Below are 25,052 nucleotides of genomic sequence, written 5' to 3' on the forward strand. Positions count from 1 at the left end.
TGGATAAGTCGGGCAGGTGCCGACGTGATGCTCATAATGAGTAGGTGCGTGGGCGATTCAGCATCGGCGATTTCATCATCGCGCTGGCAGTCATTGTGCTGCTGGCGTGGGTGTTGTGGCTGTTCATACCCGCCCCACGAGTCGAAGCTCCCGCCGGTCCCGCCGGTGACCAGCTTCGCACACTGATCGTACGCAGTGACGAGGGCGCCCCTGACTACAACCGGGACCAGTTTGGTCAGAAGTGGGCCGATGAGGACCATAACGGGTGCGACACTCGTAACGACATTCTGGCCCGTGACCTCGCGCGGCCAACGTTCAAGCCGAATACTCGCGACTGTGTGGTGCTCAGCGGAACACTGGCAGAACCCTACACGGGCAAGGTCATCGAATTTCAGCGAGGTCAGGACACGTCGACACTGGTGCAGATCGATCACGTCGTGGCGCTTGCCGACGCATGGAGATCGGGAGCCTGGCAATGGGACACAGCCCGCAGGCAGGCCTTCGCCAACGACCCGGACAATCTCCTGGCAGTTGACGGACAGGCCAACCAGGACAAGATGGCTGCTTCAGCTGATCAGTGGCTGCCACCTGACCGCAGTTTCCGCTGCGAATACGTGACGCGGCAGATCGCGGTGAAAGCCAAGTGGAAACTCACGGTGACCAGAGCGGAACACGATGCAATGGCACATGCGCTCGCACACTGTTAGCCAGTATTGTTGTGCGTATGGGTAAAGCAAGCCGTCGTAAAAAAGTACAACCCGGACGCAGCACGTACCGTCCGCCGATCCGCTTCGTGGAACGACCCTTTGACGGGCTTCCATGCGAAAGCGACCTGGTCGCCATGAGGGAAATCATTCCGTGTGCGCGCATGAGTGCCCGCACGACGGACGGCGTCGAATTCGACATAGTCTCACTGCTGCCAGACGGGCAGGGTGCCATGGTGCGCGGTGACGGCCGAATCATGGTGGGCATGCAAACGCGATTCCATTCCGGCGACCTGTCTCACGATGTGGGTGGCGCGTTGCAAGCCGCCCTCGACGCGAAAGACGAAGGTATCGTTGCCTTTGACGTGCGTGACCCCGCACCCAGGTTGCAGGAACTGCTGGAAAGCGCCGAACCGATGGAACTGTGCGACGATTTCTCATTCTGGTTCGACCCGACCGAAGAAATGTCCGAGGACATCCGCTCCACGATGGAGCAGACACGCAACGAACTGATCCCCACGCAGGAAGTCCCGGGAGCGCCCGGCATGTATTGGTGCGAAATGAACCGCAACTTCGTGCGCTACGTGACCGATGAGGACGAAAACAAGCTCTTTACCGCGCTGGCACGTATGCAGGTGGCCGGAGATGCCCACGTGGGGGAGGGTTCCCGCTTTGTCGGAGCCTTCCGCGCCTGCGGGCTGGCCATCCCCGTGTTCGAACTGGCAGAAGGAGTCAGCTCTGATGACGTGTCCAAGCCTGCGCAGAACTTCATCAGCAAGCTTGAGGACGCGCTCAATGCGACCGAAGCTCTGACACATGACGAGCGTCGAGCCAAACAGGGGCTTGTTTCTCGACAAGTCACCATCCGGTAGAGGTACAAGAAGAGGCAAAGTCGGAGTAAAGTTGTGGGCGTGAACGATTCGGGACCCCAACGCGTTGCCGCGATCATCTGGGCGCACGACGATGCTCATGACATTGCCTCCACAGTCCGATCCTGCCGCGCCATTCCCGCAGTCGATTTGCTCATAGTCGTCGATGACGGCTCCACTGACGAAACAGGCGCGCACGCGCGAATGGCAGGTGCCGTCGTTGTTCGACACTCAGTGCCGCGTGGACGCGCATCCGCGATGGAGACAGGCGTGAAAGTCGCAGCGATGCGTGACCGCGCCGACTGGCCACCACGCCTCCTGCTCTTCCTCTCATCCGACCTGGGCGAATCAGCCGTCGAAGCCGCCGTGCTGGTCGAAGCAGTGATGACCGGGATGGCGGACTGTGCCTGCGCCAGTGAGAAATCCAGTCGCCGCCTGCCCGCCGCACGGATAGCGCGTCGAGCCATCCGGCGCGCAACAGGGTGGGCACCTGAATCGCCCATGTCCGAAAATCGCTGCATCACGCGCGAAGCGCTGACAGCCATCATGCCTTTCGCCAACGGGTACGGGCTGGAACCCGCGATGACGATCGACCTGCTGATGCAAGGGTTCACCATGGTGGAGCTGCCGTGCGCATTCGTCCACTTGGGTGGAGATCGCACCCTCGGTGAACTCAACAAACCACAGCAGCTGATCGATACGCTGGTGGCGCTGACCGAACGCGGGCCACGCGTGCTGACGCGTTCGCCTTTGAGGCGCTCCGAGAGCCGCGCGTTTAAGCTGGGTGACCCGTATCCGCATCGGGCTGACGAGACCCCAGGGCGCGAATCCGACGCAGACGAAGAGAATTAGTCACCACGCACACCGATGACAACGCCATCGCGCCGGCTGCGATCATCGGGTTGAGCAGTCCTGCGACAGCCAGCGGAATGGCAGCCACGTTATAGCCGAACGCCCACACCAGGTTCTGCCGGATGACGCGCAGTGTCCGCCGTGACAGGTCGATTGCGGTGGCGGCTGCGCGCAGATCCGAGGACACCAACGTGATGTCAGCAACCTGGATCGCCACATCCGTTCCGGATCCCATCGCCATACCCAGCCCGCGATGTCCCGCCTGAGCGAGCGCCGCAGCGTCGTTGACGCCATCACCCACCATCGCCACAACGCGTCCCTCATCCTGCAGGCGCTTCACGACATCGCGCTTGTCATCCGGCAACACATCAGCGATCACGTGGGAAATGCCGACCTGGTCGGCTACCACGTCAGCAGCACCCTGATTGTCGCCGGTCAGCAGGATCGGCTCAATATCCAAGTTGCGGAACAGGCCGATTGCCTCAGCTGACGAGTCCTTCACCTGGTCGCGCAATACGATCACACCATGCACCTGCGCCCCGGTCAGTGGTGCGTCCAGCTGGCGGCCCATACTCGGTGCAGACGGCTCGGCAGTCTCACTGGTGCGCGAGCGCACACGCGCCTGGTACCCGGCAGCTTCCACAACGTGCACCAACTCATCGTCACCGTGGTCGCGGGTGAGCAGAATCGATGCGCTTTCGGTCGCCAGGTTGACGTGCGCCTCGACTCCATCAAGTTTGCCCAGCTTGCGTTCCACACGATTCACACACGACGCGCACGTCATTCCGCCCACCGCCATGTCAACACGGACCGGGCTCTCAGCGTCGCTTTCGTCGGCGTGGATTGTCGAGGGCGACTCATCCCACCCTGGAACGCTGGCCACCACGATGGGCGTTGCGCAACGCGATCGGGCAGTGCGCACGATGTCCTCGGGAATACTGATACCCAGCCCCGTGAACCACTCGGGCCTGCCCACCAGAGCCAAACCGCCGTCGATCAGAGCTGAGACACCCATGCCGGAATGGTTGACGAAGCGGCGAGTCGCAACGGGCGTGAGTGAGCGGGACTGTGTGGCGCGCACAATTGAGCGCGCCATCGGGTGTTCAGAGCGTGCCTCGATACCGGCTGCGAGGGCGAGCGTGACGTCGGGATCGCTTGACTCGACGTGTTCGACGGCCAGGTTGCCGGTTGTGACCGTGCCGGTCTTGTCCAGCACAATCGTGTCGATCTTGCGGGTTTCTTCGAGGATTTCAGCTGAGCGGATCACGATGCCCAGCTGGGAGGCGCGCCCTGAGCCGACCAGCAGGGCGGTGGGTGTGGCCAGTCCCAGCGCACACGGGCAGGCCACCACGAGCACGGCAACGGCGGCGGTGGCCGCGGCCTGAACGTCGCCAGAAAAGATGAGCCAGCCGATCAGTGTTGCCGCGGAAATCGCAAGCACGACCGGCACGAAAACCGAACTGATCGTGTCGGCCAGGCGCTGGATCGGTGCCTTCGTGGCCTGAGCTTCGCTGACCATGCGACCGATTTTGGCCAACGCGGTGTCGGATCCAACTCGGCGGGCTTCCACTTCCAGAGCGCCCCACGTGTTGATCGTGGCACCTGCTACATCGTCACCGGGAGCAACATCTCGCGGAACGGATTCACCGGTCAGCATCGACGTGTCAATGGCGGATTCGCCTGAGATGATGCGTCCATCGGTTGCGATGGATTCGCCGGGGCGAACCTCGAAAATGTCTCCGACCTGCAGGTCGGTGCTGTCGACGTCTTCGCGCGTACCGTCAGGCAGAATGCGGTGCGCTGTGGTGGTGCCCATTGAGAGCAGTGAGCGCAGCGCGTCGCCGGCCCGATGCTTGGTGCGCGCCTCCGCATAGCGCCCGATCAGCAGGAACAGGACGATCACGCAGGCGCCCTCGAAATAGAGCATCGCGGATTCGCCGCCCCACAGCAGTGCCCACAGGCTCCACGCAGTTGAAGCGGTCACGCCCAGGGAGACCAGTGTGTCCATTGTTGTGGTGCCGTGGCGCAGACCCTGAATGGCTGAGCGGTGGAAAGGCCACGCGCCCCATGTGACGACAGGTAGTGACAGGATGGCCACCATCCATTGCCAGCCCGGAAAATGCAGGCTGTGGAACATCGAAACGGTGGCAACGACCAGTGTGGGCGGCGCGGTGACGATGAGGCGGCGCCTGAGGTCTTGTGCGCGATCCAGCGCGCTGTGCATATAGCTCCTTAGAAGTCTCGCTTGATTTCAGTCAGTGTGTATCCGGCCTCGCTGATGGCGTCTTTGAGGGCGTCGTCGTCTACGCCGGTCTGCGTGTGAACGGTGATCAGTGAGGTCTTGTTGGCCTTGAGAATGACCTCCACGTTGGATACGCCTTCGACCTCTTTGAGTTCTTCGGTGACGGATGCGACGCAGTGGGAACAGGTCATGCCGTCGACATAGAGTTCAACAGTTCGATCGAGTGCCATGATGAGTCCTTTCAGGATTTGACGAGCCGTGCGATTGCGTTGATCGCTTCGGTGATTTTTTCTTCGCCAGCTTCGTGAGAGTGCTTGGCGGCGTCGAGAACACAGTGGCCCAGGTGGTCGTGAACGAGGCCGAGGGCGACTGAATCAAGGGCGCTTTGAATGGCAGATATCTGCGTGAGTACGTCAATGCAGTAGTCCTGCTCCTCGACCATGCGCTGGACGCCGCGCACCTGACCTTCGATACGGCGAAGCCGGGTGAGGTACTGCTGGGTTGATGCTGAGTATCCGCGCATTGAGGTCTCCTCTCAGGTCTACCAGCACGACAATACCCCTAGGGGGTATTAGTGTCAAGGGGTGCGCCGATAGTAAAACGCGCGCCACGACCACTGACGGTCACGGCGCGCGTGAAGGAAAAAGGTTACAGCTCAGGCTGCGCGACCTTGAGCGACTGCTGGTCGCGCTGGTGAGCCAGAGCAATCAGATCACTGAAGGTCTCCTCGCCGCCGACCTGGCGGGCAAAATCAGCATCCTGAGCGGCGATCGCCACATCCGTGATCGGGTTGGCCACCAACGCAGCCAGCACGGACGGAGCGGCAGTGATCGCACCGATACCGGCCTCAACCAGGCGCAACACCTGATCGGAGTTCTTGAAGGAAGCGGCCAGCACATCCGCATGCAGGTGATGGGTGCGCAGGATCTGATGGATTTCGGTTGCTACACGCACACCGTTGATACCGAAGTTATCCATCCTGTTCACATACGGCGCAACATAGCGCGCACCGGCCTGAGCAGCCATGAAGCCCTGCAGGGTGGAGTGGACGCCCGTTGCCGTGACCGGGATACCTTCCGAGGCCAGCATGTTGATCGCGGCGAAACCTTCATGGGTGACCGGAATCTTGACATGCAGGTGCTTGCCGAACTCCGCACGCAGCGCGCGCCCCTCGGCCACCATGGATTCGCGATCATGGGACACGACCTGCACGTGCAGTTGCGAGCCTTCCGGCAAAACCGAGTGGATTTTACGGAGAACCTCCAGCGGGTCGCCTCCCTCGTTCGCCAGAATGGTGGGGTTCGTAGTCACGCCGTCGATGGGAAGGTAATCGAGAGTCTCACGAATGAGGTCAATATTGGCGTGATCGATCAGAATGAGCATGATTCTCCTTGAATTCGTAGCCTGACCCCATTGTACGATTCGGCAGGCATCAATAAATGGGACGTGCCAGACTACACATATGGGTCGCAGCGAAGACAGGTGGTATCCACTCAAACGTGTGCCGCAGTCTTATCCGCCGACCTACGTGCGCATGAAACTTGTGCCGATGATTCCGGCCATTGCTCTGGCAGCCGGTGCCGACTTGCTCTCCGATGCGCGCTTCGTGCCGAAGGATGCACAGAAAGTGCTGAGGGTCGCCTCCGAGCGCATGGGGTCGGAAATACTTGAACGCTTCCAGCGGATCTTCTTCGATGAACCGGGCCTGGACACGCTTTTGGTGCGGGCAGGAGCCGCTGCTGCGCGCCGCGTGGCCGACGCTGGCCGACTGTATCTGAAGGCGCGGATCGCCACGCACACCGACTGTGATGGGCGTGCGCGCGCCATGTTGCCATTGGTTCCGCGACGCGGATATGAAGCGTTGATGGTGATCGCACTGACTGTTGGCACAGCGACCGGGTATTTTCGTGGCGGAGCGGTTCACACCGCGGTGATCCTCGATAGTGACGACGGTACGCCGACCGTTCCGCCCGGCCACCCCACACCGCAACTGCGCAGAACGCAGCCACCCTCGTCACTGGGTGACATCGCCGCTGACATCGACGACATGTACTACTGCGGGTCAATGGGGCAGATGGTCAAGGTGGTGCGCGTGGGCGAGGGCGACGCGCGACGCTGGATCGTGGCCATCCCCGGCACCATGCACCTTGACCCGACATCGACTCCGAACCCTGCCGACACGGAATCGAATATCCGCGAAGTCCTCTTCCTGCCTTCAGCCGTGCGGATCGGAGCGGTCAAGGCGGTGCATGAAGCGATGCGACGCAGCGGTGTGGACCAGGATGACTGGCCGGCCGAACGCGTCTTGATCTGCGGCCACTCTCAGGGCGGCATGGTGGCAGCAGCCCTGGCGTCGATGGACCCGGATGAGGCGGGTATGCGCGTGAGCGGCGTGATGACGATGGGATCACCATGCCGGCGCATCAAAATTCGCCCCGATGTGACGATGGTGTCGATTGCTCACGACCAGGACGTGATTCCAGCCCTGGACGGCACACCCGCACTGACCCCCGACCAGCGGGTGACGATCCACCGAAACCTGGTGCGGCCGCGTCAGTCGCCGCTGTACTACGCGCATTCATCGACGATCTACACCGACACGGTGCGTCTGCTGGAGCGGCGAGCCAGCGTCGTCCGACACGGATACCCCTCGGAATGCGTGGACCGCCTGCAGGAATTCCTGCCGCGCGAGGGGGAATCCGTGCACACCACATTCCATGAGGTGTGGCAGGACGTACTCGAAACCGTCGAAGAGCCGACGTGGGACCAGTACGTCGTGCTCGACGCACCCGAATCTGACCTGGTGGGCAGTGACTGGCAGTGGCAGCCCAACCCATTGATCGACTTTTCAGCGTTGAGGAGGACACATGCGCAGGCGTAAGGGAAAAGGCTCACCCACCCCCGTCAATAAGGGGCATGGACGAGGGCGACGCGGCCGTCTGCCACAGATCGACAACCCTGTGCTGATCAGTGTGCTCACCGCCGGAGCGCGGGGGGTCAGCGCCGCGCTGGATGTTCTTAAACCGCCGAAACGGGCGGGTCGCGGGCACCGCGTGCAGCAGTGGCTGACTGAGCGCATGCCGGACATGATGGGAGCGCACCTGTCGTTGGATGTGCGTGTGCACGAAGGGTTCGGCCGTTCACCTCTGATTGACATGCGCATCGTGTGTGATGACGACAGTGAAGATCAGGCGCGCCAACAGCTCGAGGATGCGGTGCGGTGCGCATGGGACAACCCGGAGCTGGCTCCCGTGGCGGTGCGCGCCTGCGTCACGGATTCAGCAGGCGAAGTGCGATGCGACGTCACCAGTGTTGGATTCAGCGAGGAAACCGCGACACCCTCGGCACTGTACGCGCGTTTCGGCGCACCCGACGCTGACCCGGCCTGGCGGCCGTAAACCGTGGACGGACTACTCCCAGCCCGCCATCTTTTCGGACTGGCCAATGTAGGTGGCGGGGGTCAGGTCCAGGAGGCGCTGTTCGACCTCACTCGGCAATCCCAGGCCGGCGATGAATGTGCGCATTTCGTCGGCGCCGACTGTGTGCCCGCGGGTGAGCTCCTTGAGGCGCTCATACGGGTTGGTCATGCCGGTTGCGCCCGCAATGGAAGCAGCGCGCATCGCCTGCTGGACGGCTTCACCCAGCACAGCCCAGTTCTGATCCAGGTCAGCAGCCATGCGCTCACGGTTGATGTCCAGTCCGGCCAGGCCGCGCACCAGATTATCCAGTGCCAGCAGCGAATGTCCGAAAGCGACACCGATATTGCGCTGCGTGGTTGAATCCGTCAGGTCGCGCTGCATGCGCGATGTCACCAGTGTGGCCGCCAACGTGTCGAAGAGCGCGCACGAAATCTCCAGGTTCGCTTCGGCGTTTTCAAAGCGGATCGGGTTGACCTTGTGGGGCATGGTGGACGAGCCGGTAGACCCCTGGGCAGCAAGGTTCTGGTGGAAGTAGCCCATCGAAATGTACGACCAGCAATCCGTCGCCAGGTTGTGCGCGATGCGGTTGAAACGGGCGACGTCCGAGTACAGCTCGGCCTGCCAGTCGTGCGATTCGATCTGCGTGGTCAGCGGGTTCCATGTCAAGCCGAGGAACTCGACGAATCCCTGAGCGAGCGCCGGCCAGTCGGCACCGGGAACGGCCACCATGTGTGCCGCCCACGTGCCGGTCGCACCATTGATCTTCCCGAGGTATTCGGCTTTCTCAATGCGGTCGATCTGACGGTTCAGGCGGTGAATGAAGACCGCCATTTCCTTGCCCATTGTCACGGGAGTGGCGGGCTGACCGTGGGTGTGTGCCAGCATCGGCGCGTCGGCACCGTCGCGCGCAATGGCACGCAGTGACTCAATGAGCTGGCGGGCTGCCGGTAGCCACGTGTGTGTGACAGCCGCGGCGACAGTCAGCGCGTACGCGAGGTTGTTGATGTCTTCGGAGGTGCAGAAAATGTGGACCACTTCGTGCAGGTCCGGCAGACAGGTGGAATCTCCCAGCTCGTCTGGCGCCTGATCCAAGTGCTCTTTGATCAGGTATTCGACCGCTTTGACATCGTGGCGCGTTTCAGCTTCGATGCGGGCGAGACGATGAATGTCTTCCGGCCCAAAATCGACGGCCAGGCGGCGCAGATAGGCGCGTTCCGCATCGGTCAGTGTGGGAGCGCCGGGCAGAACCTCGTGGTCCATCAGGTAGATGAGCCATTCAACTTCCACATGGACGCGCGCACGGTTCAACGCTGCCTCAGACAGCGTGTTTGCCAGAGGGGCGACGGCTGCGCGGTAGCGCCCATCCAGAGGGGACAGGGGTGTGTCCACTGCAAGGTCGGTATAGCCGGATTCCGGATTGAAAAGAGTTGACCACGTATCGCTCATGGCCTTATTCTACGCAATCGCACCGAATCGACGTATTGCCCGCAATTCACACGTTTAATCGTTGCAAGAACAGTAGAATCAGTAGGCTAGTTCTGAACGATTGTTCACAGACAATGGGGTGGAGGAAGATGAGTAACGAGGCAGTGCACCTGGTGTTCATGGGAGTTGCCGGATGCGGAAAGACCACTGCAGCTCAGCAGATGGCCGACTTCCTGAAATGGCCAGCAGCCGAGGCGGATGATTTCCACCCCCAGGCGAATATCGACAAGATGAGTGCGGGCACACCGCTCACCGATGAGGACCGTTGGCCGTGGCTGCGTTCGATACGCGACTGGATGAGCGATCACGCCAGAAATGGCCAATCAACGATCGTCACCTGCTCCGCGTTGAAACGCAGCTATCGTGACCTGCTGCGCGAATCGCAAGGACGCGTCTTTTTCGTGCATCTGACAGTGCCGGAAGATGTCATCCGAGAGCGCATGGCGACCCGTGACCACTTCATGAAGCCCAATATGCTGCCTTCACAGTTTGCCACGCTCGAAGACCTCGAAAGTGACGAGGACGGCGTAGTGATCTCCGCCCTTGGAGATATCGACGAGACTTTCAATGCCACAGTGAATGCCCTGCGCGAGCAGGGTCTGATTGATTAAGGGGCCAAACCGATGAATCAGATTCTCATCCCCATGGCAGGAGCCGCGGACGGTGTGCAACACACGGACAGTGTGGCGCAGCTGCTGGTAGCGGCACTGGCCGGTATCGCCACGATCATCGTGCTGATCGTCTGGCGCAAAATGCACCCATTCCTCGCGCTGACACTCGGATCCGCTGTCCTCGCATTGATTGCAGGCATCCCGCTGACCGACACGTTCACCGCATTTACCAAGGGCGTCGGATCCACCGTCGGTGGCGTGGGCGTCCTGATCGCATTCGGCGCCATCATCGGCAAGCTCCTGATCGACTCAGGCGGCGCTGACCAGATCGTTGACACTGTCCTTGAAAAGACAGCTCCGCACCGCTTGCCGTGGGCTATGGCACTGGTCGCCTTCGTCGTCGGTATCCCGCTGTTCTTTGAAGTCGGCATCGTGCTGCTGATCCCAGTGGTCATGCTCGTTGCGCGCCGCGCCAAACTGCCGGTCGTAGCGGTCGGGATTCCTGCACTGGCTGGCTTGTCGGCACTGCACGGACTCGTGCCTCCGCACCCCGGGCCACTCATCGCGATTGACGCACTGAATGCGAATATCGGCATCACACTCGGCCTGGGCCTCCTCGTCGCTGTGCCCACAGTCATCATTTCCGGCCCGCTGGCGGCGAAGGTGATGGTCAAGTGGGTGCCGCGCGAAGCCGCCAGTGTCCTGGGCGATGCCTCTGAAACCGAAAAGCGCGAAGGGCACCGCCCATCATTCGGTGTGGCAATCTCCGTAGTTTTGATGCCCGTGATCTTGATGCTGCTGCGCACCGTGGTCGAAATGGTGATGATGGGGCACGAGGACTCCATCATCTTCAAACTGCTGACATTCGTCGGTGAACCGATCGTGGCGCTGCTGCTGACCGTGCTGTATGCGATTGTCGTTCTGGGGCGCATGAGCGGCCGCACCACACAGGAAGTCACCAACATCGTGGGCTCCTCGCTGGCCCCGGTCGCATCCATCCTCCTCATTGTCGGTGCCGGCGGCGGTTTCAAGGAAACGCTGGTCGAATCCGGTATTGCCGAGATCATCGCCCAGTGGATTGAGCAGATGGGAATGCCGATCCTGATCGCAGGCTGGCTGGTGGCAGTGGCCGTGCGTCTGGCCACGGGTTCGGCCACAGTTGCCACGATCACCGCTGGCGGCATCATGGCACCTATGGCAGCCGACATTTCACCCGTTGCCGCTGCACTGCTGGTGCTCGCCATCGGCGCCGGATCCGTGTTCCTCTCACACGTCAACGACGCTGGGTTCTGGCTGGTCAAGGAATACTTCGGCATGACGGTGGGTGAGACGTTCAAAACGTGGTCGCTGATGGAAACGATCCTGTCGGTGGTCGCGTTGCTGTGCGTCATCGTTATCGCCATCCCACTGGGAGCCTTCTAGGAGACGACTACCTCACATCATCACGTAGCCTGATGCTGTTCTTTTCCCTCGAGACCGAAGGGGGCCATAATGAGTGAAATGACGTATCAGGCTATCGCGATGATTGTGTATTTCGTCGCCATGATTATGCTCGGCCTGCTGGCCTACAACCGGACGAGCAATCTTGACGACTACATGCTGGGTGGCAGGTCGCTGTCCCCAGGTGTGGCAGCGTTGTCGGCCGGCGCATCCGACATGTCGGGCTGGCTGCTGATGGGTTTGCCCGGCGCAATCTACGCGACAGGTCTGATCAACGGCTGGATCGCGGTTGGCCTGACGATCGGCGCATGGCTGAACTGGAAGTACACAGCTCCTCGGCTCAGGTCATACAGTCAGGTTTCCTCCAACTCGATCACTGTGCCGTCGTTCGTGTCCTCACGCCTCAAAGACCCTCACAATGTGATCCGCATCGTCGCCGGCCTGGTCATCATGGTGTTCTTCACCTTCTACGTGTCATCAGGCATGGTAGCCGGCGGCTCGTTTTTTGAATCATCCTTCGGTATGGATTACCGCCTGGGCATGACACTGGTGGCCGGGATCGTCGTGCTCTACACCCTGGTGGGCGGCTTCCTTGCAGTATCGTGGACGGACGTTGTCCAGGGCCTCATGATGGTGGGTGCGCTCATTTTGGTGCCGACCGTGGCGATTATTCACGTCGGCGGCTTCAGCCCGATGGTGCAGACCATCAAGCGCGTGGATCCCACCATTTTGCATCCATCGGGCGGGACGCTGAGCGCGACGGCCGTGATAGGCATTATCTCCGCACTGGCATGGGGGTTGGGCTACTTCGGTCAACCCCACATCATCGTGCGTTTCATGGCGCTGCGCTCAGCCGCGCAAGCAAAGGCTGCGCGTCGCATCGGCATCGGCTGGATGGCTCTGGCAGTCATCGGCGCAGGTATGACTGCTCTGGCAGGCGTCGCCTACTACCAGCACGACGAATCACAGCTGCCGAATCCCGAATCCGTCTTCATCACGCTGGGACAGCTGATGTTCCACCCCCTGATCGCCGGGTTCATGCTGGCCGCCATTCTGGCGGCAATCATGTCAACGATTTCATCGCAGCTGCTGGTCACATCCTCGGCAATCGTGGAGGATATCTACAAAGCATTGTCCAAACGAGACCTGTCGGAAACCAACGGCGTACTACTGGGACGCCTGGCCGTGGCCGCCGTGTCCGTACTGGCAGCGGTGCTGGCGTGGAGTCCCTCGGACACGATCCTCGGCCTGGTGGCCTTCGCGTGGGCAGGTTTCGGTGCATCATTCGGACCGATCGTGATTCTGTGCCTGTACTGGCGCAAACTCACCTGGCAAGGCGCATGCGCCGGCATCATCGTCGGAGCCGTGACCGTGGCCGTGTGGGGCAACCTGTCAGGCGGCATCTTCGACCTGTACGAAATCGTCCCCGGATTCGTGTTCAACCTTCTGGTCAGCGTCGCAGTGTCGATGGCAACCTATCGGCGCAACGATGAGATCGACGCCGAGTTTGATGCCGCTCTGGACGGATTGACGGCTTAACCCACCCAGTGCCGCGCGATCGCGAGGGTTTCAGGCACGTAGGAGCGCCCGAACAGCTCGCAGTGTACGACGAGCATATGTAGCTGATGCAGTGAAATGCGTTCGCGCCAGCCGTCAGCAAGGGGCGATTCCTCGTCGTAAGCCGCCCAGATCCGCTCCACGAAGGGCGCGCCGAATACGGCAAGTGCCGCCAGGTCTTCCTCCGCATGACCGCCCTGGGCAGCCGGGTCGATCAGCGTCGCACCGTTCGGGGTCCACATCACGTTGCCCGACCACAGGTCCCCGTGCGTGCGGGCCGCAGGCGTTGTGACCAGTCGCGGTTGGTCATGGTCGAGGGAACCGCTCTCAAGCCTGGTGCACAAAGCTTCGAGTGTGGCGCGCTCATCTGCGGTGAAGGCTTGAGCTTTCAGGTACGGGCGGATTCTATATTCGGCGTAAAACTCGCCCCATGACGTGGGTGCTTCGACTTTGGACAGGAGCGGCAGGGGCGTCAGACCCATCCACCCCTGAGCGTCCTCTTTGGCCGGTGGCGGCGCACCCAGATTCGGTGCGCCGGCCGCATGTGTGTGGGCCAGTGCGCGACCAAAATCCTCGGCAGCCTGCCTGGTTGGCCGCGTCGTTTCCAGCTCGGGTTCCTCCAGCCATGTCGTGCCGTAATCGCTCACCGGCACAACGGGCGCAGCCTGGGGTGGCGTGTCAGCCAGCCACTTGAGACCGGCCACCTCGTACAGGATCCTGCCTGGTCGCTGATCACTCTTGCGAAAAGTACCCATATCCTTACCGTACAATCAGAACGAGACTCTGTTCATCTGTTTTTCGAGGAGCGCACTGTGGCGCAACAGCACCCACAGCTATGCCGCCAGGAGTGGCTCGACCTCACCGGTCAGTGGCTCTTCGCATACGATGATGAGGATCGCGGCCTGAGCGAGCATTGAGAGCGCCCTCGTGACAATCCGGCTGAGATCTTCGATCGCACAATCACCGTTCCGTACCCGCCCGAATCTGAAGCCTCCGGCATCAATGACCCGTCATTTCACCCGATCTGCTGGTACTACCGCGCGCTGACGGACGCTGAGATCAGCGCGGTGCGCGGGTCCGGGCAGCGTGTGATCCTCAACTGTGGAGCAGTCGACTACCAGGCACACATGTGGGTCGACGGCAGCGTTGTGCTCATCGAGTTTGCGGATCTCGTAAGGTTCCCGCACGAAGGCTTGGACCACGCGGTTGCCTTCGATGTTTTCCTTCACCATCGAATTGAGACGAGCCAGGGATTCACGCATCGACAGGAAGAGGGGGCGTGCATGTTTGGCCAGCTGGCGGGCACAATAGGCCAGGAACGGGGTGATGGCTAGCAGGGCCAGCGCGAGGCGCCATTCGATCGTGAACATGACGGCCAGTGAGCCGATGAACAGGCACACGCAGTCGACCACGTTGTAGGTCACCCACGACAGGAAGTGCCGGATTGCGTCGGTGTCTGCGGTCAGGCGGTTCATGATGTCGCCGGTGCGCGTGTGGTTGAAGTACGTGAAATCCAGCGAATGCAGTTTTTCGTACTGGTCGGACACCAGGCGGTAAATCGAGTTCTGTCCGAAGCGTTCCATCAGCATCTGGTAGCCGTAGCGGGCGCAGGTGCGTACAAGCGTCGCACCCACCATCGCGCCGCACAGGGGCAGGAGCTGATCGAGGTGGCGGTCAACGATGACGAGATCCACGATCATTCCCGCAAGGATCGGGACCAGCATGATCAGGATCTTGTCGACGACGAACAGCACCAGTGCGGCAAAGACGCGCGGAACGTCGGGGCGGCAGTAGGGCACAATCCACCTGAGGTTCGAAGCCTTGGTGTTGGATGTGGGATCGACGTACATCCGGTCATCTCCCGAAGAAAAGTCATGCGCGTGGGGTGATCACACTGTATTCAATCACTCGGTCAAGTGCGAATGGTGGAGCGGAGAGGTTTTCCACAGGTTCGCGCGCCTCCCCTCGCCAATCCACAGGCGGCCGCACGGCATGCGCGCGAGGCGATGAGGCTGGCTACCGTGACACCGTCATTGATGTGAAGGAGGCAGCATATGAGCGGCGAAATCGACGCGGTACTGAGGAGCTTGTGGAGCGTGAGCGAGGACATGGATGGGCTTGTCGCAACCCTCAGCGCCATCGAATGCCCCAGTTGGCAAGGACCCACTGCGGACCTGGCGCGCCGGGAATTCAACGCCGTTGTGACGGATGCGATGTGGGCGCAGCAGGTTGTGGGCGATGCGGCACGCAACTCCGTATTGATGTGTCCGGTTGGGGGATAGGAGGAACGCGTGAGTGAGCAGAGCGTAGACCCAGGTTTCTATGACTCCGTTGTCACCACCAGCGCACACACCAGTGTTGACACAGATGAGCTGATCGGAGCGGCACTCGGCGTGATGATGGCGAAAGAGACGGCGCAGAACTGTTATGCGAGTCTGATGGTTATTCAGCTCATGGCGTCCTCGGCCGTCATGCTGGGGTTCGATCCCGGCCGCCTCATCGGCGCGGTGGAGGATGCGATGACTGCTGTGAGTGCGCTCGTTGTGCGTCTGGAATCTTTGAGTAACCGCCTGACCGCAGCGGCAATGAAGTATCTCAGTGCAGAAGGTGATGCCCAGCGTTTTGTCACCGCACGCATGCTGCTGATGGACGGGCGAGTGTCGTGGACACCGCTTTCGCCACTGACAACAGGGCTGACAGCGGGGCAAGTCTACGGGTATGCGAATGAATTCAGCGGCAAGATGCGCAGCGACCCTACCTTGGGATACCGTGTCGAATTCGACATGGCGACGTTGGGGACGACAGTGAATTCCCTGTCCACCAGAAGGGATCTGTACGGTTTCCGTCCCGATGCCGGTCAGCAGGCATGGTGGGGCAGTCCGCGCACTCAAACCGTTGACGCCGCACGCGTTGCCAGTCAGCTCTTCTTCACGGTCGGGCAGCGCGCGACGGGACCGCTGGCAGGCCTGCAAATCACCACCTCGCAAATCAGTGACGCGGGAGGATCGGGGCGCCCCCAGCGATCCTCGCAGATCCGTGTCGTTGATCCGAGCATCCCGAAAAAAGGTGTGGCTGCATTGGCGGGTATGCCGCCGCTGTGGTTGACGGCGCGAAGTGCGGTGAATGCGTCGAGTCGAGCCAGCGGCGTGAGCGTATCCAACAGGTATGCGCCAACTCCCCGCCTACCCCGCACCGTACCGACGCCTCGCAGTGGTAGTGAACTGTTGGGCCGCGTCAGTCAGCTTGAAAGCGGCAGCGACACGTTCGGCCAGCTTGAGATCCTCAAACATGAAACGCCGCAGCCCGACGGGTCGACAAAGCGATCATGGTCAGTCGTCGTGCGCGGTACGCAAAAGTGGACACCCGGGCAGACCAACCCGCAGGACATGCTCAGCAACTTGCAGGCGGTCGGCCATGATAATAACGATCTGAGTGCTGCAACCCTTGAAGCGATGGACATGGCGGGGATCGCACCCGACGAGCCCGTCGAATTCGTCGGACACTCCCAGTCGGGTATCACAAATACGCAGCTCATTGCCGACCCGGACACGACGCGCAAGTACACCGTCGTCTCCAGTCTGACCGCCGGGTCTCCGACAGGAAATTACGTCATGCCCGAGGGCGTCCACACCCTGTTCATGGAGAATACGCGCGACATCGTCCCGCCTCTTGACGGCTCCCCAAACATGGATGTCAACGATGCGGTGACTGTTTCCTTTGACGGCGACCTGGTCGGACCGCTGGACGGGGAGGGGCTGGACATCACGCCGCACGGCCTGGAACCGTATACCAAAGCCTTCGACGCCTTGAATGATCCGTCAGCGTATGCGGCGCCCCCGGAAGTGCGCGAATGGTCCAGGCATCGCGAACAGTCACTGCGCCTGAGCGATCAGACTGTGACAACCTCGCAGCTGTTCAACACTCGCCGCATCTTTGCAGATGAATAGCTACGACTCTGACCTGCGTGGCAGCGCGGCGACAACAAGAGCGGAAATAACAGCCGTAATCAGACCCGCACCCACTGCCGGCCAGAAGCCTCCAACCGTGAAACCAAGATTCGCCTGCTCACTGAGCCACCCTGTCAGCATGAACATCAACGCGTTTGTGACCAGTGCGAACAAGCCGAAGGTGAGGATATACAGCGGGAACGTGACAACCTTGACCAGCGGGCGAACCAGTGAGTTCACCGCCGTGAAAATCAAAGCCACCAGAATCATCGTGCCCAGAGATTTCCACACCGACGCTTCGGGAGCAAAACTCACGGAGCTGATGATCAGGGTGGACACCCAGATTCCGACCAGATTGGCAAGGGAACGTACAAGAAACCTCATAGGTACATCGTCTCATGATGCCTGCCGCCAGGCCACCGCTAAGGCGCCACCATGAGGGAAGCTCCTACAGCCACCATGACGACCAGTTCGGCCAGCCCGATGTATTTCACGGCGATCGTGGTGCGCTGATGCTTCCACGGCATGAAAGTCGCCCTCGTGAATGCGAGCGCGAAGGCACAGGGTACGAGCCAATGAAGCTGCCCGGCCTCAGCTGCCCACGCAGTCCCGACGACAGTCAGAGCATGCCAGATCACTGAGGCGACAATCCAAGTGGGGTTTCCGCGCTCGCGGATCAGGCAGCGCACATGCAGAACGGACCCGACCAGCACTCCGGCCAACGCTGCCCATGCGCACCAGGCCTGAGGCCACAGCTCGCCGCCTTGCCAGGGGAACCAGTGTGTGCGCCGGAAAGCGGTCGAGATATCCACCGCAACAGGACACATGAACACAGAAGCAAATACCTGCGACAGTCGCGCGAGTATGGACCGTTGGCGCCGCCGCAGACTCTGCACCAGCGCGATCGCGATGAGGGGTGCGAAAATCGGTGCCCACGACAGCAGTTTCGGGGCGCACAGGACCGACGCTCCGCCCAGGAGGACGGTGCTTACGGCCCACGTGCCTGTGGCCGCTGCGAAACGCTGACGCTTGGGGGAGCGGATCCACCAGCTTCCCGCAGAAAACAACATGAACGCCACCATCCACGCAGCCAGAACCAGCAGGTGAAGAGGGCGCCAGCCTCCGCGCGTGGCACCGACCAGGAAAGGCAGCAGCGCCATCATCCACGAGCCATGCTGGTCAGGCAGCCAGCCGGTGCGCATGAGTGCGCGCACGCGCGAAGAAGAACGCGGGCGTCGGATGCGCGGATGGTCAGTCGGGCGGCTCGTCATGACGATCAGTGTACGGAAGTGGCGCACGTGGTCGCCATATGGACACTTCGGCCAAAAGGTGAGATGCCGAATCATCTGTGGCATGCGGTGGAGCACTGTACATCTATGTCCCATGAACACAATAATGAGAGCACTACCAACGTGCTCGACTCCCAGCAGGATCACTCATCGGCACGTCTGAATCCGGAGGACCGATCGGCTCGCCGCGCAGCGACCGTTTTCCCGCTCATCATCATTATCGCCTTCATCATGGGGCTGCTGATTCCCGGGCCAGCGGCGCGCCTGGCAGGAGGCGTCAACATTGCGCTCGCCGTCATCATGTTCGGCATGGGCCTGACGCTGACGGCATCCGATTTTGTCCTGGTCGTCAAGCGTCCGCTCCCCATCATCGTCGGTGTGATTGCACAGTTCGTCATCATGCCCACACTGGCCGTCGTCTTGACGAAGGTATTCAGCCTTCCGCCCGAACTTGCCGTGGGCGTCATCCTGGTGGGATGTGCACCGGGCGGTACTGCATCGAACGTGATTTCCTATCTGGCCAAAGGTGATGTCGCACTGTCCGTCGCCATGACATCCGTGTCCACCTTGCTCGCCCCGATCATGACTCCGCTGCTCACGCAGTGGCTGGCCGGCCAATACCTGCCTGTTGACGCGTGGTCGATGGCGAAGACGATTGTGCAGATCGTCCTTGTGCCGATTCTGGCCGGCCTGATTATTCGACGCCTGGCAGAAAGCTTCGTGCAGAAAGTGCTGCCGTTCCTGCCGTGGGTGTCTGTCCTCGGTATCTCATACGTGCTGATCGCTGTTGTCGGTAAGTCAGCTGATCGCATTGTGCATGCTGGCCTGTTCGTCCTCCTCGTCGTGATGCTGCATAACGTCCTCGGACACGTGCTGGGATACTTCGCAGGGCGGGCCACCGGAGGCGGAGAGCGTGTTGCCCGCACCACCTGCATTGAGGTGGGCATGCAAAATTCCGGTCTGGCCGCAGGCCTCGCTTCCCAGTTCTTCACTCCCGAATCCGCTTTGCCGGCAGCCGTCTTCTCCGTATGGCACAATCTGTCCGGCGGAATCCTCGCCGCTTTCTTCCGCCGCCGCAGCCTTGGCGACGTAGACTAAACAAGCATCGACGAGGGTGACCCCACCCGGAAAGGACACGTCATGACAGCTCAACCGTGGACACCCGACTATGACTGGGGTTATGGCCGGGAAAATGAAAACCAGCTGCTCAACATGCTTGTCCGCATTACCGTCACGGACGGTGATGAGACGGTGTGCGCCGACCTGCGGCGCGCATTGAGAGAGGGATTCGCGCGCAAAACTCCCGCTCAGGGCGTGCCCGAGGGGTTCGGTGCCTACGGAGGCGGAGCCTCCATGCTGCGTTTCGGTGCAGGAAGCGCTGACGAGCCTGTTCAAATCGCGATCTGTTCAGGTGGTCAGGATGCGATCGATTCGGTCGAAATGTGCACCGACGCGATCTGGGCGATGATTGAAAGGTTTGCGGACGTGATCGACGTGCAGTGGGAGTACCTGCCGCATACGCGCTCTGACGTCTAGGTTTCGTCCGGGACGATCAGGTTGAGCGCATTCCTGAATGACTGCGCCCGCACCAGAACGTAGATGGAAACCGTCAGGATCACACCTGCCAAGCCAAAACAGATCGGCAGAGCGTAGGGCAGTCGGGCGGGGTCAATGAACCCTGTCAATACGATGAGGACTGTGGCGATGACACACCCCGTTGCTCCACTGACTGTCATCGTGCTGAAAGAAGGGGTGAAGCGGTCGCGCTGCTCACGAACATGCGCACGAGCCTCGGCATCAGCGATCCAGCGGGTCCGTTTCCACTCTGAGAACTCACGGCGATGCGGATCCGCAATGAACAGGTATGCCGCAACGGCGAAGCACACAATCACGGCCGCACCGCCGATGCTCAACGCGAGTGTCACGGTCACGGCACCGTCCTGGCCTGCGAGCAGTTCAAGCACGATGATCGGGATGAATGCGATGACACACAGAGCTGACGCCAGGGCAATGCGCTGGCCTCGTTCGCGGCGATAGTCCAGCACACGCTGGGCACACTGCAGATCCACCACGGTGAATTCTTCGGGAACCACGTCGCGTTTCGGTGTCGAGGGTGACAGCGCTTCAAGCCCGAATGAGGCTGCGAGCTCATCTGGCGTGCCGAACTGGCTGATCACAGTTGACAGTGCGGAATCCTCGTCAACGCCGGAGTCAACCAGTGCCTGTACCCGTTCGCTCATCTGATCGTGGATCTGTGTGCGGGTAGCCTGGACCTGAGGGGTGTCCCTGTCGGCAACCTGATCAAAAACATAGTCAAGATACTGGGTGATGCCGTCCATAACACTCCGATCAGTGAACAGAAGTTCTGAAAGCTCCATTGTGCCACGCCGCGGTGCTCACTCACCTCCACGTGCCAGAGGCTTCCTCCTCTGTTTCGTTGATGCCTCGTCGCGGAACAAAGCGCCGACTTGATTGAAATACGTGCTGGCTACCTGCGTTGCGCATACCCCTAGATCTTCCCTGCTTTGGTGCACATTCCCCTAGATTTAACGCTCGAATTGCACATACCCCTAGCTAAAGTCGGCACCCCAAAAGGACAAAACCTATTTCCGCAGGTCAGCCGTCAGTAGCTTCCGGCGGCCTCGAGCCTCACGCGTTAAATCTAGGGGATTGTGCATTTTTACAAGACTTTTTAGGGGTATGTGCACGCGGAGGGCTTAAATCTAGGGGTATGTGCACGTGTTGGTGCGCGCGGCAGGACAGCAGTGGCATCCCCGCCCGAAGGATTTGCGGTCAGGACACACCCAAAAAGGCTGGGCCGGACACTAAACACCCCGCGACACGCCCACCCCATACACACATTTCGGGCATTAACCCCAAAAAGGCGGTGAGATGCAGAAAGGCCAGCAAGATGTGGAAACGCCGGCAGTGTACTGAAAGGCGGCCGTATACAGAAAGATCGGGACACCGCCAACAAACTGTCAACGATGTCCCGACACATCACAATGGTCGGGGTGGCGGGATTTGAACCCACGACCTCTTCGTCCCGAACGAAGCGCGCTACCAAGCTGCGCCACACCCCGTGCGACCGTTCAAGTATAGCGATGCCGATGCTGAGTACACAAAAATAAGAGAGCAAATACGCTGCAGTTTCGGTCACACCCTTTGCGTGGCGCTGATGAAAGGGAGAAGCGGGTGAGGCTTCTGGCTGTTGACACGGCTGGAAACCTCACCCGCGAGGGATGGCAGTTAGTTCAGGTCACCTCCGTTTCCGGGACACAACCGTGAGTGCGGTTGCGCCGACGATGAAGCTGAGCGCAATGAGGCCAGTCAGGTTGTTCGCACCGGTGCGAGCAATTCCCTTGGCGACGATGTACTTACCGTCCGCGCTCTTCTTGGACTGTTCGACTTTGCCTGGAGTGACCGGCTTGGCTGGGGTGACAGGGCATGGCTGCGCAGCCACCGACAGGTCCCATTCCACGGTTGCGCCGTCTTTAACCATGTAGTCCTTGGCCACTGAAGCTGTGACGTGAACCGTTGAGTTGGTCTTTTCCGTGGTGTAGGTGACGCCTTCCTGGGTTGGAAGCTTCACCGTTTGCTCAACGCCGCACTTGTCGGCGGGAACCACTGTTGGCGCCTCGGGGGTCACGACTTTGGTGACAGTGCCTTTCACGTCCATCTGGAATGTGTCGATTCCCAGCGGTGTGGCGTAGTAAGGAGGATTGGCAAGTGACAGCATGACCGGCGTTGCGGTATTGGCCGCCAGAGCTCCAATCTCCACGCCAGCTTTGAGCTGCGCGCCTGTCACTTCCATCCGCGTGTCCCCGACAGTGAGGGCGTACATCGTCTGGTCTTTCAGGGCATTGGACGTGACAGTTGCCGTGGCATCCATCACCGCATTGTCCTTGGCAGTCAGGTACACGGTGTGGGACACGTCCCCTGAGTATCCAAGGGTGCTCGGCATGCTTTCTGCGTTCTCTTCAGTTGCGGTGAAGGTGCCGTTATCTGACGTGACAGTCTTCTCCGACAGGTACAGTGGCTTGCCTTCTGTTTCAACCTTGATCACCGGCAGGTTCGCGTCAGGGGAATTGCCCTTGAGTGTGACTGTCAGTGTGGTTCCCTCATGCGTGAACGGAAGTTCCGTATCCGTTCCGTCAATTGTCACAGACTTGACCGTGGAGGAAAGGCCGCGCAACTGGATGGTCTTGTCAGGAGCCCAGCCGTCGGTGACACCCAGGTACACCGCATTGTCGTTGACGACCGCATATCCCCAGTTTTCCTGTGGGAAACGGGCGTAGCGTGAGCCGTTGAGAATGGCGGGGTGAGCCTTGTTCCATTCGCCCACACCCTTGAGGATGTTGACCTCGAATGGATCCATTTCGCCGGTGCCCTTGGGGCCAATATTCAGAAGGTACTGGCCACCGTTGGCGACTGTTGTGAACAGGTTGTTAACTTCGTGCTGAATCTGGTAGGTCAGCTGAGCGGGATTCTGCCGCTTGTTTTCAATTTCAGGCCACTTGCAGTATCCCCAGCACGTGGGGAACGTTGAACGGGCAGCTTCCCACGGTGCCTGGCGTTTCTGGCTGAAGACCGCGTTATCGCCACCGACTTCGAAGTCACCCTTGTTGTTCCACACGCGTGAGCTGACCATGGCGTTGGGCTGCAGTTCATGCACCCAGTTGGCCATTCGCTCTGACTGGTCGGCAGTGGGAGCGCCCATATCGAACCAGACCTCTGCGATTTCGCCGTACTTCGTCATCAGCTCAGTGAGCTGAGACTTGATGTAGGGCATCATGCTTTCGGGGATCTTGTTCATGTTCGAGTAGGGCTCAGCTTCGTGCTTAGTCCAGTCGATAATGGAGAAGTACACGCCGAACTTCAAACCGACATCGGCGCAAGCAGTCGACAGTTCTTCCAGAGGGTCGAGACCCATATCGGTCTTATCAATGACGTTATAGTCAGTTGTTGCGGTATCCCACATTGCAAAACCATCATGGTGCTTTGATGTGATAACCAGATATTTCATTCCAGCGTCTTTAGCATTTTGACACCATTCATGGGCATCAAATTCAGGCGCATTCATTTGTGCTGCTTCAGCAAGATAATCTTCGTCGCTGATTTTCGACCAGGCTTTAATCTGTTCCGGATACCCTAGGGGCTGGCGTTGACCTTTGTAATATCCACCGAAGTTCGAATAAACGCCCCAGTGGATAAACATTCCGAACTTCAGCTTTTCCCAGTTTTGGGCGCGCTCCGATTCAGTGTAGGGAATTGCTGCATCCACGCCTACCACGGGGGATGGGTTCGCGGGTGCCAGATCGGCAGACGGTTCAGCGAAGGCTAGACCTGTCATAGAAGTTATGAGGCCCAGAGTTAACGCTGAAGATGCAAGAAAATGTAGCTTTCTCACGTGATCTCCTAATAGTGTGACAACATTGTCGCCGACTACGCTACTCGAAAGAATTACTTTTCTTCTACTGTTTCGGTATTAACCAAAATAAAGAGTTAATTTATTGCAAGAAACAAAATTAAAACAAAAGGAATAAGGATCTAAGTCCCCCCACACATAATGCGGCTCAAGGTGATGTCAAACGATCTCAGTTTGCGCTGACCAGACGCAGAATCGACACCTCGGGGCGCGTGGCGATACGAACCGGCGCCCACGGTGAGGTGCCCAGTCCGGCACTGACATGCAGGGGAGCAGACGCGCCCTCATGCCTCCACGTGTGCACACCCTTGGCGTAACGCGGCGGCAGGTCACAGTTCGTCACCAGCGCCCCCCACCCTGGAAGGCCAATCTGACCGCCGTGAGTATGTCCCGCGCAGATCAGATCCACACCTCGATCAACGAACGCATCGAGGACCCTGCGATACGGTGCGTGAGTGACACCGATGCGGATGGTGTCCGAATCATCCCATCTTTCCGGCAGCTCCGGCATGCGGTCGCGCTCAAGGTGCGGATCGTCAACACCTGCCAGATTGACCGCCACCGACCGGTCGCCGTGCGACAGGCGCACCGTCAGCTGATCGCACCGATTCGACAGGTCAACCCAGGACGCCCTCGTCAATTCCTGAACGAAATTGCGCCACGGCAGACGCGCCAGGCGGGACGTGTCGTGAACGGCGTGCGCATCGCGGCGCAGATAGTGCGTCCAGGGGCGGAACGTCGACGACGTGTAATAGTCATTGGAACCCAGCACGAACACTCCGGGGTAAGCCAACAGCGGCCGGTAGGCCTCACGCAGAAGCGAAGCTCCCGTCGCATTGCCGAAGTTGTCGCCCGTCGACATCACCATGTCGAAATCCTCGGTTCGGGCCACGTGGTCAAGAAAATCGACGAGGAAGTCCTGACCGGAATACAGGTGGAGGTCGGAGATGTGCAGGATGCGCAGCTCTTCGCCCTGGCGCAGTGCAGGCACTGGAATCGAGAAGTGCCGTACCGTCGGGCATCGTCGCTCGCACTGACCCCAGGCAAGCGAAGCGACCCCCAGACCCGCCACCGTCGCAGTGGCCAGGCCCAACGCGCGGCCCGCTGCGATCAGGCGGGGTGGCAGAACCGATGGCTGACGGGACGCATTGAGCAAGATGCGAGGATCCGTCGCAGCCAACGACTGGCGCGCGTTGAACTCACTCATCG

The 25,052-nt window shown here is 60.3% G+C and carries 24 protein-coding genes and 1 tRNA gene; 12 read left to right on the top strand and 13 right to left on the bottom strand.

The features are described from left to right. Positions 1-44 precede the first annotated feature (44 nt). From AC1DA5_RS02055 to AC1DA5_RS02065, 3 genes are read left to right on the top strand one after another with little or no spacing between them, the layout of a single operon-like run. Positions 45-707, top strand: a complete 663-nt coding sequence (locus tag AC1DA5_RS02055; RefSeq protein WP_058237505.1) for an HNH endonuclease family protein — start codon at positions 45-47, stop codon at positions 705-707. 17 nt (positions 708-724) lie between these two features. Continuing rightward, positions 725-1,576 carry a DUF5926 family protein gene (locus AC1DA5_RS02060; RefSeq protein ID WP_058237504.1) on the top strand — a complete coding sequence of 284 codons (852 nt, stop codon included), beginning with the start codon at positions 725-727 and terminating at the stop codon, positions 1,574-1,576. A 39-nt stretch (positions 1,577-1,615) separates the two neighbouring features. Then, positions 1,616-2,425, top strand: coding sequence for a glycosyltransferase family 2 protein (locus AC1DA5_RS02065; protein ID WP_257525587.1), 810 nt, complete (start codon positions 1,616-1,618; stop codon positions 2,423-2,425). Here the strand turns inward: AC1DA5_RS02065 and AC1DA5_RS02070 are convergent. The 4 genes from AC1DA5_RS02070 to AC1DA5_RS02085 form a co-directional block, all read right to left on the bottom strand. Then, positions 2,349-4,649 (bottom strand): heavy metal translocating P-type ATPase, encoded by a 2,301-nt coding sequence (locus AC1DA5_RS02070; protein ID WP_480289108.1) that lies wholly within the window; start codon positions 4,647-4,649, stop codon positions 2,349-2,351. The two genes, AC1DA5_RS02065 and AC1DA5_RS02070, sit on opposite strands and share 77 nt — an antisense overlap. 8 nt (positions 4,650-4,657) lie before the next feature. After that, positions 4,658-4,897: a heavy-metal-associated domain-containing protein gene (locus tag AC1DA5_RS02075; protein ID WP_070725493.1), complete on the bottom strand. Its 240-nt coding sequence runs from the start codon at positions 4,895-4,897 to the stop codon at positions 4,658-4,660. Positions 4,898-4,908: 11 nt separating this feature from the next. Further along, positions 4,909-5,190 (bottom strand): metal-sensitive transcriptional regulator, encoded by a 282-nt coding sequence (locus AC1DA5_RS02080; protein WP_058237500.1) that lies wholly within the window; start codon positions 5,188-5,190, stop codon positions 4,909-4,911. Between the two features lie 125 nt (positions 5,191-5,315). Further along, a complete protein-coding gene (locus AC1DA5_RS02085; protein ID WP_058237499.1) occupies positions 5,316-6,050 on the bottom strand; it encodes a transaldolase family protein in 735 nt (244 codons plus the stop codon). Between the two features lie 79 nt (positions 6,051-6,129). Here AC1DA5_RS02085 and AC1DA5_RS02090 point away from each other — a divergent pair, with 79 nt between their 5' ends. Together AC1DA5_RS02090 and AC1DA5_RS02095 are read left to right on the top strand one after the other, a co-directional pair. Then, positions 6,130-7,548, top strand: a complete 1,419-nt coding sequence (locus AC1DA5_RS02090; RefSeq protein ID WP_070725494.1) for an alpha/beta hydrolase family protein — start codon at positions 6,130-6,132, stop codon at positions 7,546-7,548. Beyond that, positions 7,535-8,065, top strand: coding sequence for a hypothetical protein (locus AC1DA5_RS02095; protein WP_058237497.1), 531 nt, complete (start codon positions 7,535-7,537; stop codon positions 8,063-8,065). Before AC1DA5_RS02090 ends, AC1DA5_RS02095 begins: the two co-directional genes overlap by 14 nt. 12 nt (positions 8,066-8,077) lie before the next feature. On the opposite strand, the gene purB is transcribed toward AC1DA5_RS02095, so the two are convergent. Continuing rightward, complete coding sequence (gene purB / locus AC1DA5_RS02100; RefSeq protein WP_070725496.1) at positions 8,078-9,532, bottom strand: adenylosuccinate lyase; 1,455 nt, start codon at positions 9,530-9,532, stop codon at positions 8,078-8,080. A 128-nt stretch (positions 9,533-9,660) separates the two neighbouring features. Here purB and AC1DA5_RS02105 point away from each other — a divergent pair, with 128 nt between their 5' ends. The 3 genes from AC1DA5_RS02105 (at position 9,661) to putP (ending at position 13,161) form a co-directional block, all read left to right on the top strand. Further along, a complete protein-coding gene (locus tag AC1DA5_RS02105) occupies positions 9,661-10,182 on the top strand; it encodes a gluconokinase (RefSeq protein ID WP_058237495.1) in 522 nt (173 codons plus the stop codon). Positions 10,183-10,194: 12 nt separating this feature from the next. Further along, positions 10,195-11,604: a GntP family permease gene (locus AC1DA5_RS02110; RefSeq protein ID WP_070725497.1), complete on the top strand. Its 1,410-nt coding sequence runs from the start codon at positions 10,195-10,197 to the stop codon at positions 11,602-11,604. A 69-nt stretch (positions 11,605-11,673) separates the two neighbouring features. Continuing rightward, positions 11,674-13,161: a sodium/proline symporter PutP gene (gene putP, locus AC1DA5_RS02115; RefSeq protein WP_070725499.1), complete on the top strand. Its 1,488-nt coding sequence runs from the start codon at positions 11,674-11,676 to the stop codon at positions 13,159-13,161. On the opposite strand, the gene AC1DA5_RS02120 is transcribed toward putP, so the two are convergent. Together AC1DA5_RS02120 and AC1DA5_RS02125 are read right to left on the bottom strand one after the other, a co-directional pair. Continuing rightward, positions 13,158-13,934, bottom strand: a complete 777-nt coding sequence (locus AC1DA5_RS02120) for a fructosamine kinase family protein (RefSeq protein WP_070725501.1) — start codon at positions 13,932-13,934, stop codon at positions 13,158-13,160. The two genes, putP and AC1DA5_RS02120, sit on opposite strands and share 4 nt — an antisense overlap. 255 nt (positions 13,935-14,189) lie before the next feature. Continuing rightward, positions 14,190-15,029, bottom strand: coding sequence for an ABC transporter transmembrane domain-containing protein (locus AC1DA5_RS02125; RefSeq protein WP_480289109.1), 840 nt, complete (start codon positions 15,027-15,029; stop codon positions 14,190-14,192). A 204-nt stretch (positions 15,030-15,233) separates the two neighbouring features. Between AC1DA5_RS02125 and AC1DA5_RS02130 the strand changes: the two genes are divergently transcribed. Together AC1DA5_RS02130 and AC1DA5_RS02135 are read left to right on the top strand one after the other, a co-directional pair. Beyond that, on the top strand, positions 15,234-15,461 hold the full coding sequence (locus AC1DA5_RS02130; RefSeq protein WP_058237490.1) for a hypothetical protein: 228 nt from the start codon (positions 15,234-15,236) through the stop codon (positions 15,459-15,461). 9 nt (positions 15,462-15,470) lie between these two features. Then, positions 15,471-17,126 carry a hypothetical protein gene (locus tag AC1DA5_RS02135; protein WP_070725505.1) on the top strand — a complete coding sequence of 552 codons (1,656 nt, stop codon included), beginning with the start codon at positions 15,471-15,473 and terminating at the stop codon, positions 17,124-17,126. Here AC1DA5_RS02135 and AC1DA5_RS02140 read toward each other — a convergent pair whose 3' ends face one another. Beyond that, positions 17,127-17,510, bottom strand: a complete 384-nt coding sequence (locus AC1DA5_RS02140) for a phage holin family protein (protein ID WP_058237488.1) — start codon at positions 17,508-17,510, stop codon at positions 17,127-17,129. 38 nt (positions 17,511-17,548) lie between these two features. Next, on the bottom strand, positions 17,549-18,397 hold the full coding sequence (locus tag AC1DA5_RS02145) for a YwiC-like family protein (protein ID WP_157843525.1): 849 nt from the start codon (positions 18,395-18,397) through the stop codon (positions 17,549-17,551). A gap of 105 nt (positions 18,398-18,502) precedes the next feature. Here AC1DA5_RS02145 and AC1DA5_RS02150 point away from each other — a divergent pair, with 105 nt between their 5' ends. Next, the gene (locus AC1DA5_RS02150; protein WP_480289110.1) at positions 18,503-19,513 is read left to right on the top strand and encodes a bile acid:sodium symporter family protein; all 1,011 of its coding nucleotides are present in this window, start codon (positions 18,503-18,505) and stop codon (positions 19,511-19,513) included. A 42-nt stretch (positions 19,514-19,555) separates the two neighbouring features. After that, positions 19,556-19,951, top strand: coding sequence for a hypothetical protein (locus AC1DA5_RS02155; RefSeq protein WP_058237485.1), 396 nt, complete (start codon positions 19,556-19,558; stop codon positions 19,949-19,951). Here AC1DA5_RS02155 and AC1DA5_RS02160 read toward each other — a convergent pair. The 4 genes from AC1DA5_RS02160 to AC1DA5_RS02175 form a co-directional block, all read right to left on the bottom strand. Further along, entirely contained in the window at positions 19,948-20,793 is an 846-nt protein-coding gene (locus AC1DA5_RS02160; protein WP_480289111.1) for a hypothetical protein, read from the bottom strand. The genes AC1DA5_RS02155 and AC1DA5_RS02160 overlap by 4 nt on opposite strands. Positions 20,794-21,421: 628 nt before the next feature. Then, positions 21,422-21,498, bottom strand: a tRNA-Pro gene (locus AC1DA5_RS02165). Positions 21,499-21,674: 176 nt separating this feature from the next. Then, positions 21,675-23,768, bottom strand: coding sequence for an alpha-L-fucosidase (locus tag AC1DA5_RS02170; protein WP_058237483.1), 2,094 nt, complete (start codon positions 23,766-23,768; stop codon positions 21,675-21,677). A 244-nt stretch (positions 23,769-24,012) separates the two neighbouring features. After that, positions 24,013-25,050 carry a metallophosphoesterase gene (locus AC1DA5_RS02175; protein ID WP_480289112.1) on the bottom strand — a complete coding sequence of 346 codons (1,038 nt, stop codon included), beginning with the start codon at positions 25,048-25,050 and terminating at the stop codon, positions 24,013-24,015. Between the last annotated feature and the right edge of the window lie 2 nt (positions 25,051-25,052).

It is taken from the genome of Pauljensenia sp. C0254C2, from assembly GCF_056583835.1.

Bases quoted from the DNA above. Each gene is read 5' to 3' on its own strand.
- AC1DA5_RS02095 (WP_058237497.1), top strand. From the start codon at position 7,535: ATGCGCAGGCGTAAGGGAAAAGGCTCACCCACCCCCGTCAATAAGGGG.
- AC1DA5_RS02110 (WP_070725497.1), top strand. From the start codon at position 10,195: ATGAATCAGATTCTCATCCCCATGGCAGGAGCCGCGGACGGTGTGCAA.
- AC1DA5_RS02120 (WP_070725501.1), bottom strand. From the start codon at position 13,934: ATGGGTACTTTTCGCAAGAGTGATCAGCGACCAGGCAGGATCCTGTAC.
- AC1DA5_RS02075 (WP_070725493.1), bottom strand. From the start codon at position 4,897: ATGGCACTCGATCGAACTGTTGAACTCTATGTCGACGGCATGACCTGT.
- AC1DA5_RS02150 (WP_480289110.1), top strand. From the start codon at position 18,503: ATGTCCCATGAACACAATAATGAGAGCACTACCAACGTGCTCGACTCC.
- AC1DA5_RS02145 (WP_157843525.1), bottom strand. From the start codon at position 18,397: ATGACGAGCCGCCCGACTGACCATCCGCGCATCCGACGCCCGCGTTCT.
- AC1DA5_RS02175 (WP_480289112.1), bottom strand. From the start codon at position 25,050: ATGAGTGAGTTCAACGCGCGCCAGTCGTTGGCTGCGACGGATCCTCGC.
- AC1DA5_RS02155 (WP_058237485.1), top strand. From the start codon at position 19,556: ATGACAGCTCAACCGTGGACACCCGACTATGACTGGGGTTATGGCCGG.
- AC1DA5_RS02140 (WP_058237488.1), bottom strand. From the start codon at position 17,510: ATGAGGTTTCTTGTACGTTCCCTTGCCAATCTGGTCGGAATCTGGGTG.
- AC1DA5_RS02125 (WP_480289109.1), bottom strand. From the start codon at position 15,029: ATGTACGTCGATCCCACATCCAACACCAAGGCTTCGAACCTCAGGTGG.
- AC1DA5_RS02160 (WP_480289111.1), bottom strand. From the start codon at position 20,793: ATGGAGCTTTCAGAACTTCTGTTCACTGATCGGAGTGTTATGGACGGC.
- AC1DA5_RS02060 (WP_058237504.1), top strand. From the start codon at position 725: ATGGGTAAAGCAAGCCGTCGTAAAAAAGTACAACCCGGACGCAGCACG.
- AC1DA5_RS02090 (WP_070725494.1), top strand. From the start codon at position 6,130: ATGGGTCGCAGCGAAGACAGGTGGTATCCACTCAAACGTGTGCCGCAG.
- AC1DA5_RS02170 (WP_058237483.1), bottom strand. From the start codon at position 23,768: ATGACAGGTCTAGCCTTCGCTGAACCGTCTGCCGATCTGGCACCCGCG.
- AC1DA5_RS02070 (WP_480289108.1), bottom strand. From the start codon at position 4,649: ATGCACAGCGCGCTGGATCGCGCACAAGACCTCAGGCGCCGCCTCATC.
- purB (WP_070725496.1), bottom strand. From the start codon at position 9,532: ATGAGCGATACGTGGTCAACTCTTTTCAATCCGGAATCCGGCTATACC.
- AC1DA5_RS02080 (WP_058237500.1), bottom strand. From the start codon at position 5,190: ATGCGCGGATACTCAGCATCAACCCAGCAGTACCTCACCCGGCTTCGC.
- putP (WP_070725499.1), top strand. From the start codon at position 11,674: ATGAGTGAAATGACGTATCAGGCTATCGCGATGATTGTGTATTTCGTC.
- AC1DA5_RS02105 (WP_058237495.1), top strand. From the start codon at position 9,661: ATGAGTAACGAGGCAGTGCACCTGGTGTTCATGGGAGTTGCCGGATGC.
- AC1DA5_RS02130 (WP_058237490.1), top strand. From the start codon at position 15,234: ATGAGCGGCGAAATCGACGCGGTACTGAGGAGCTTGTGGAGCGTGAGC.
- AC1DA5_RS02085 (WP_058237499.1), bottom strand. From the start codon at position 6,050: ATGCTCATTCTGATCGATCACGCCAATATTGACCTCATTCGTGAGACT.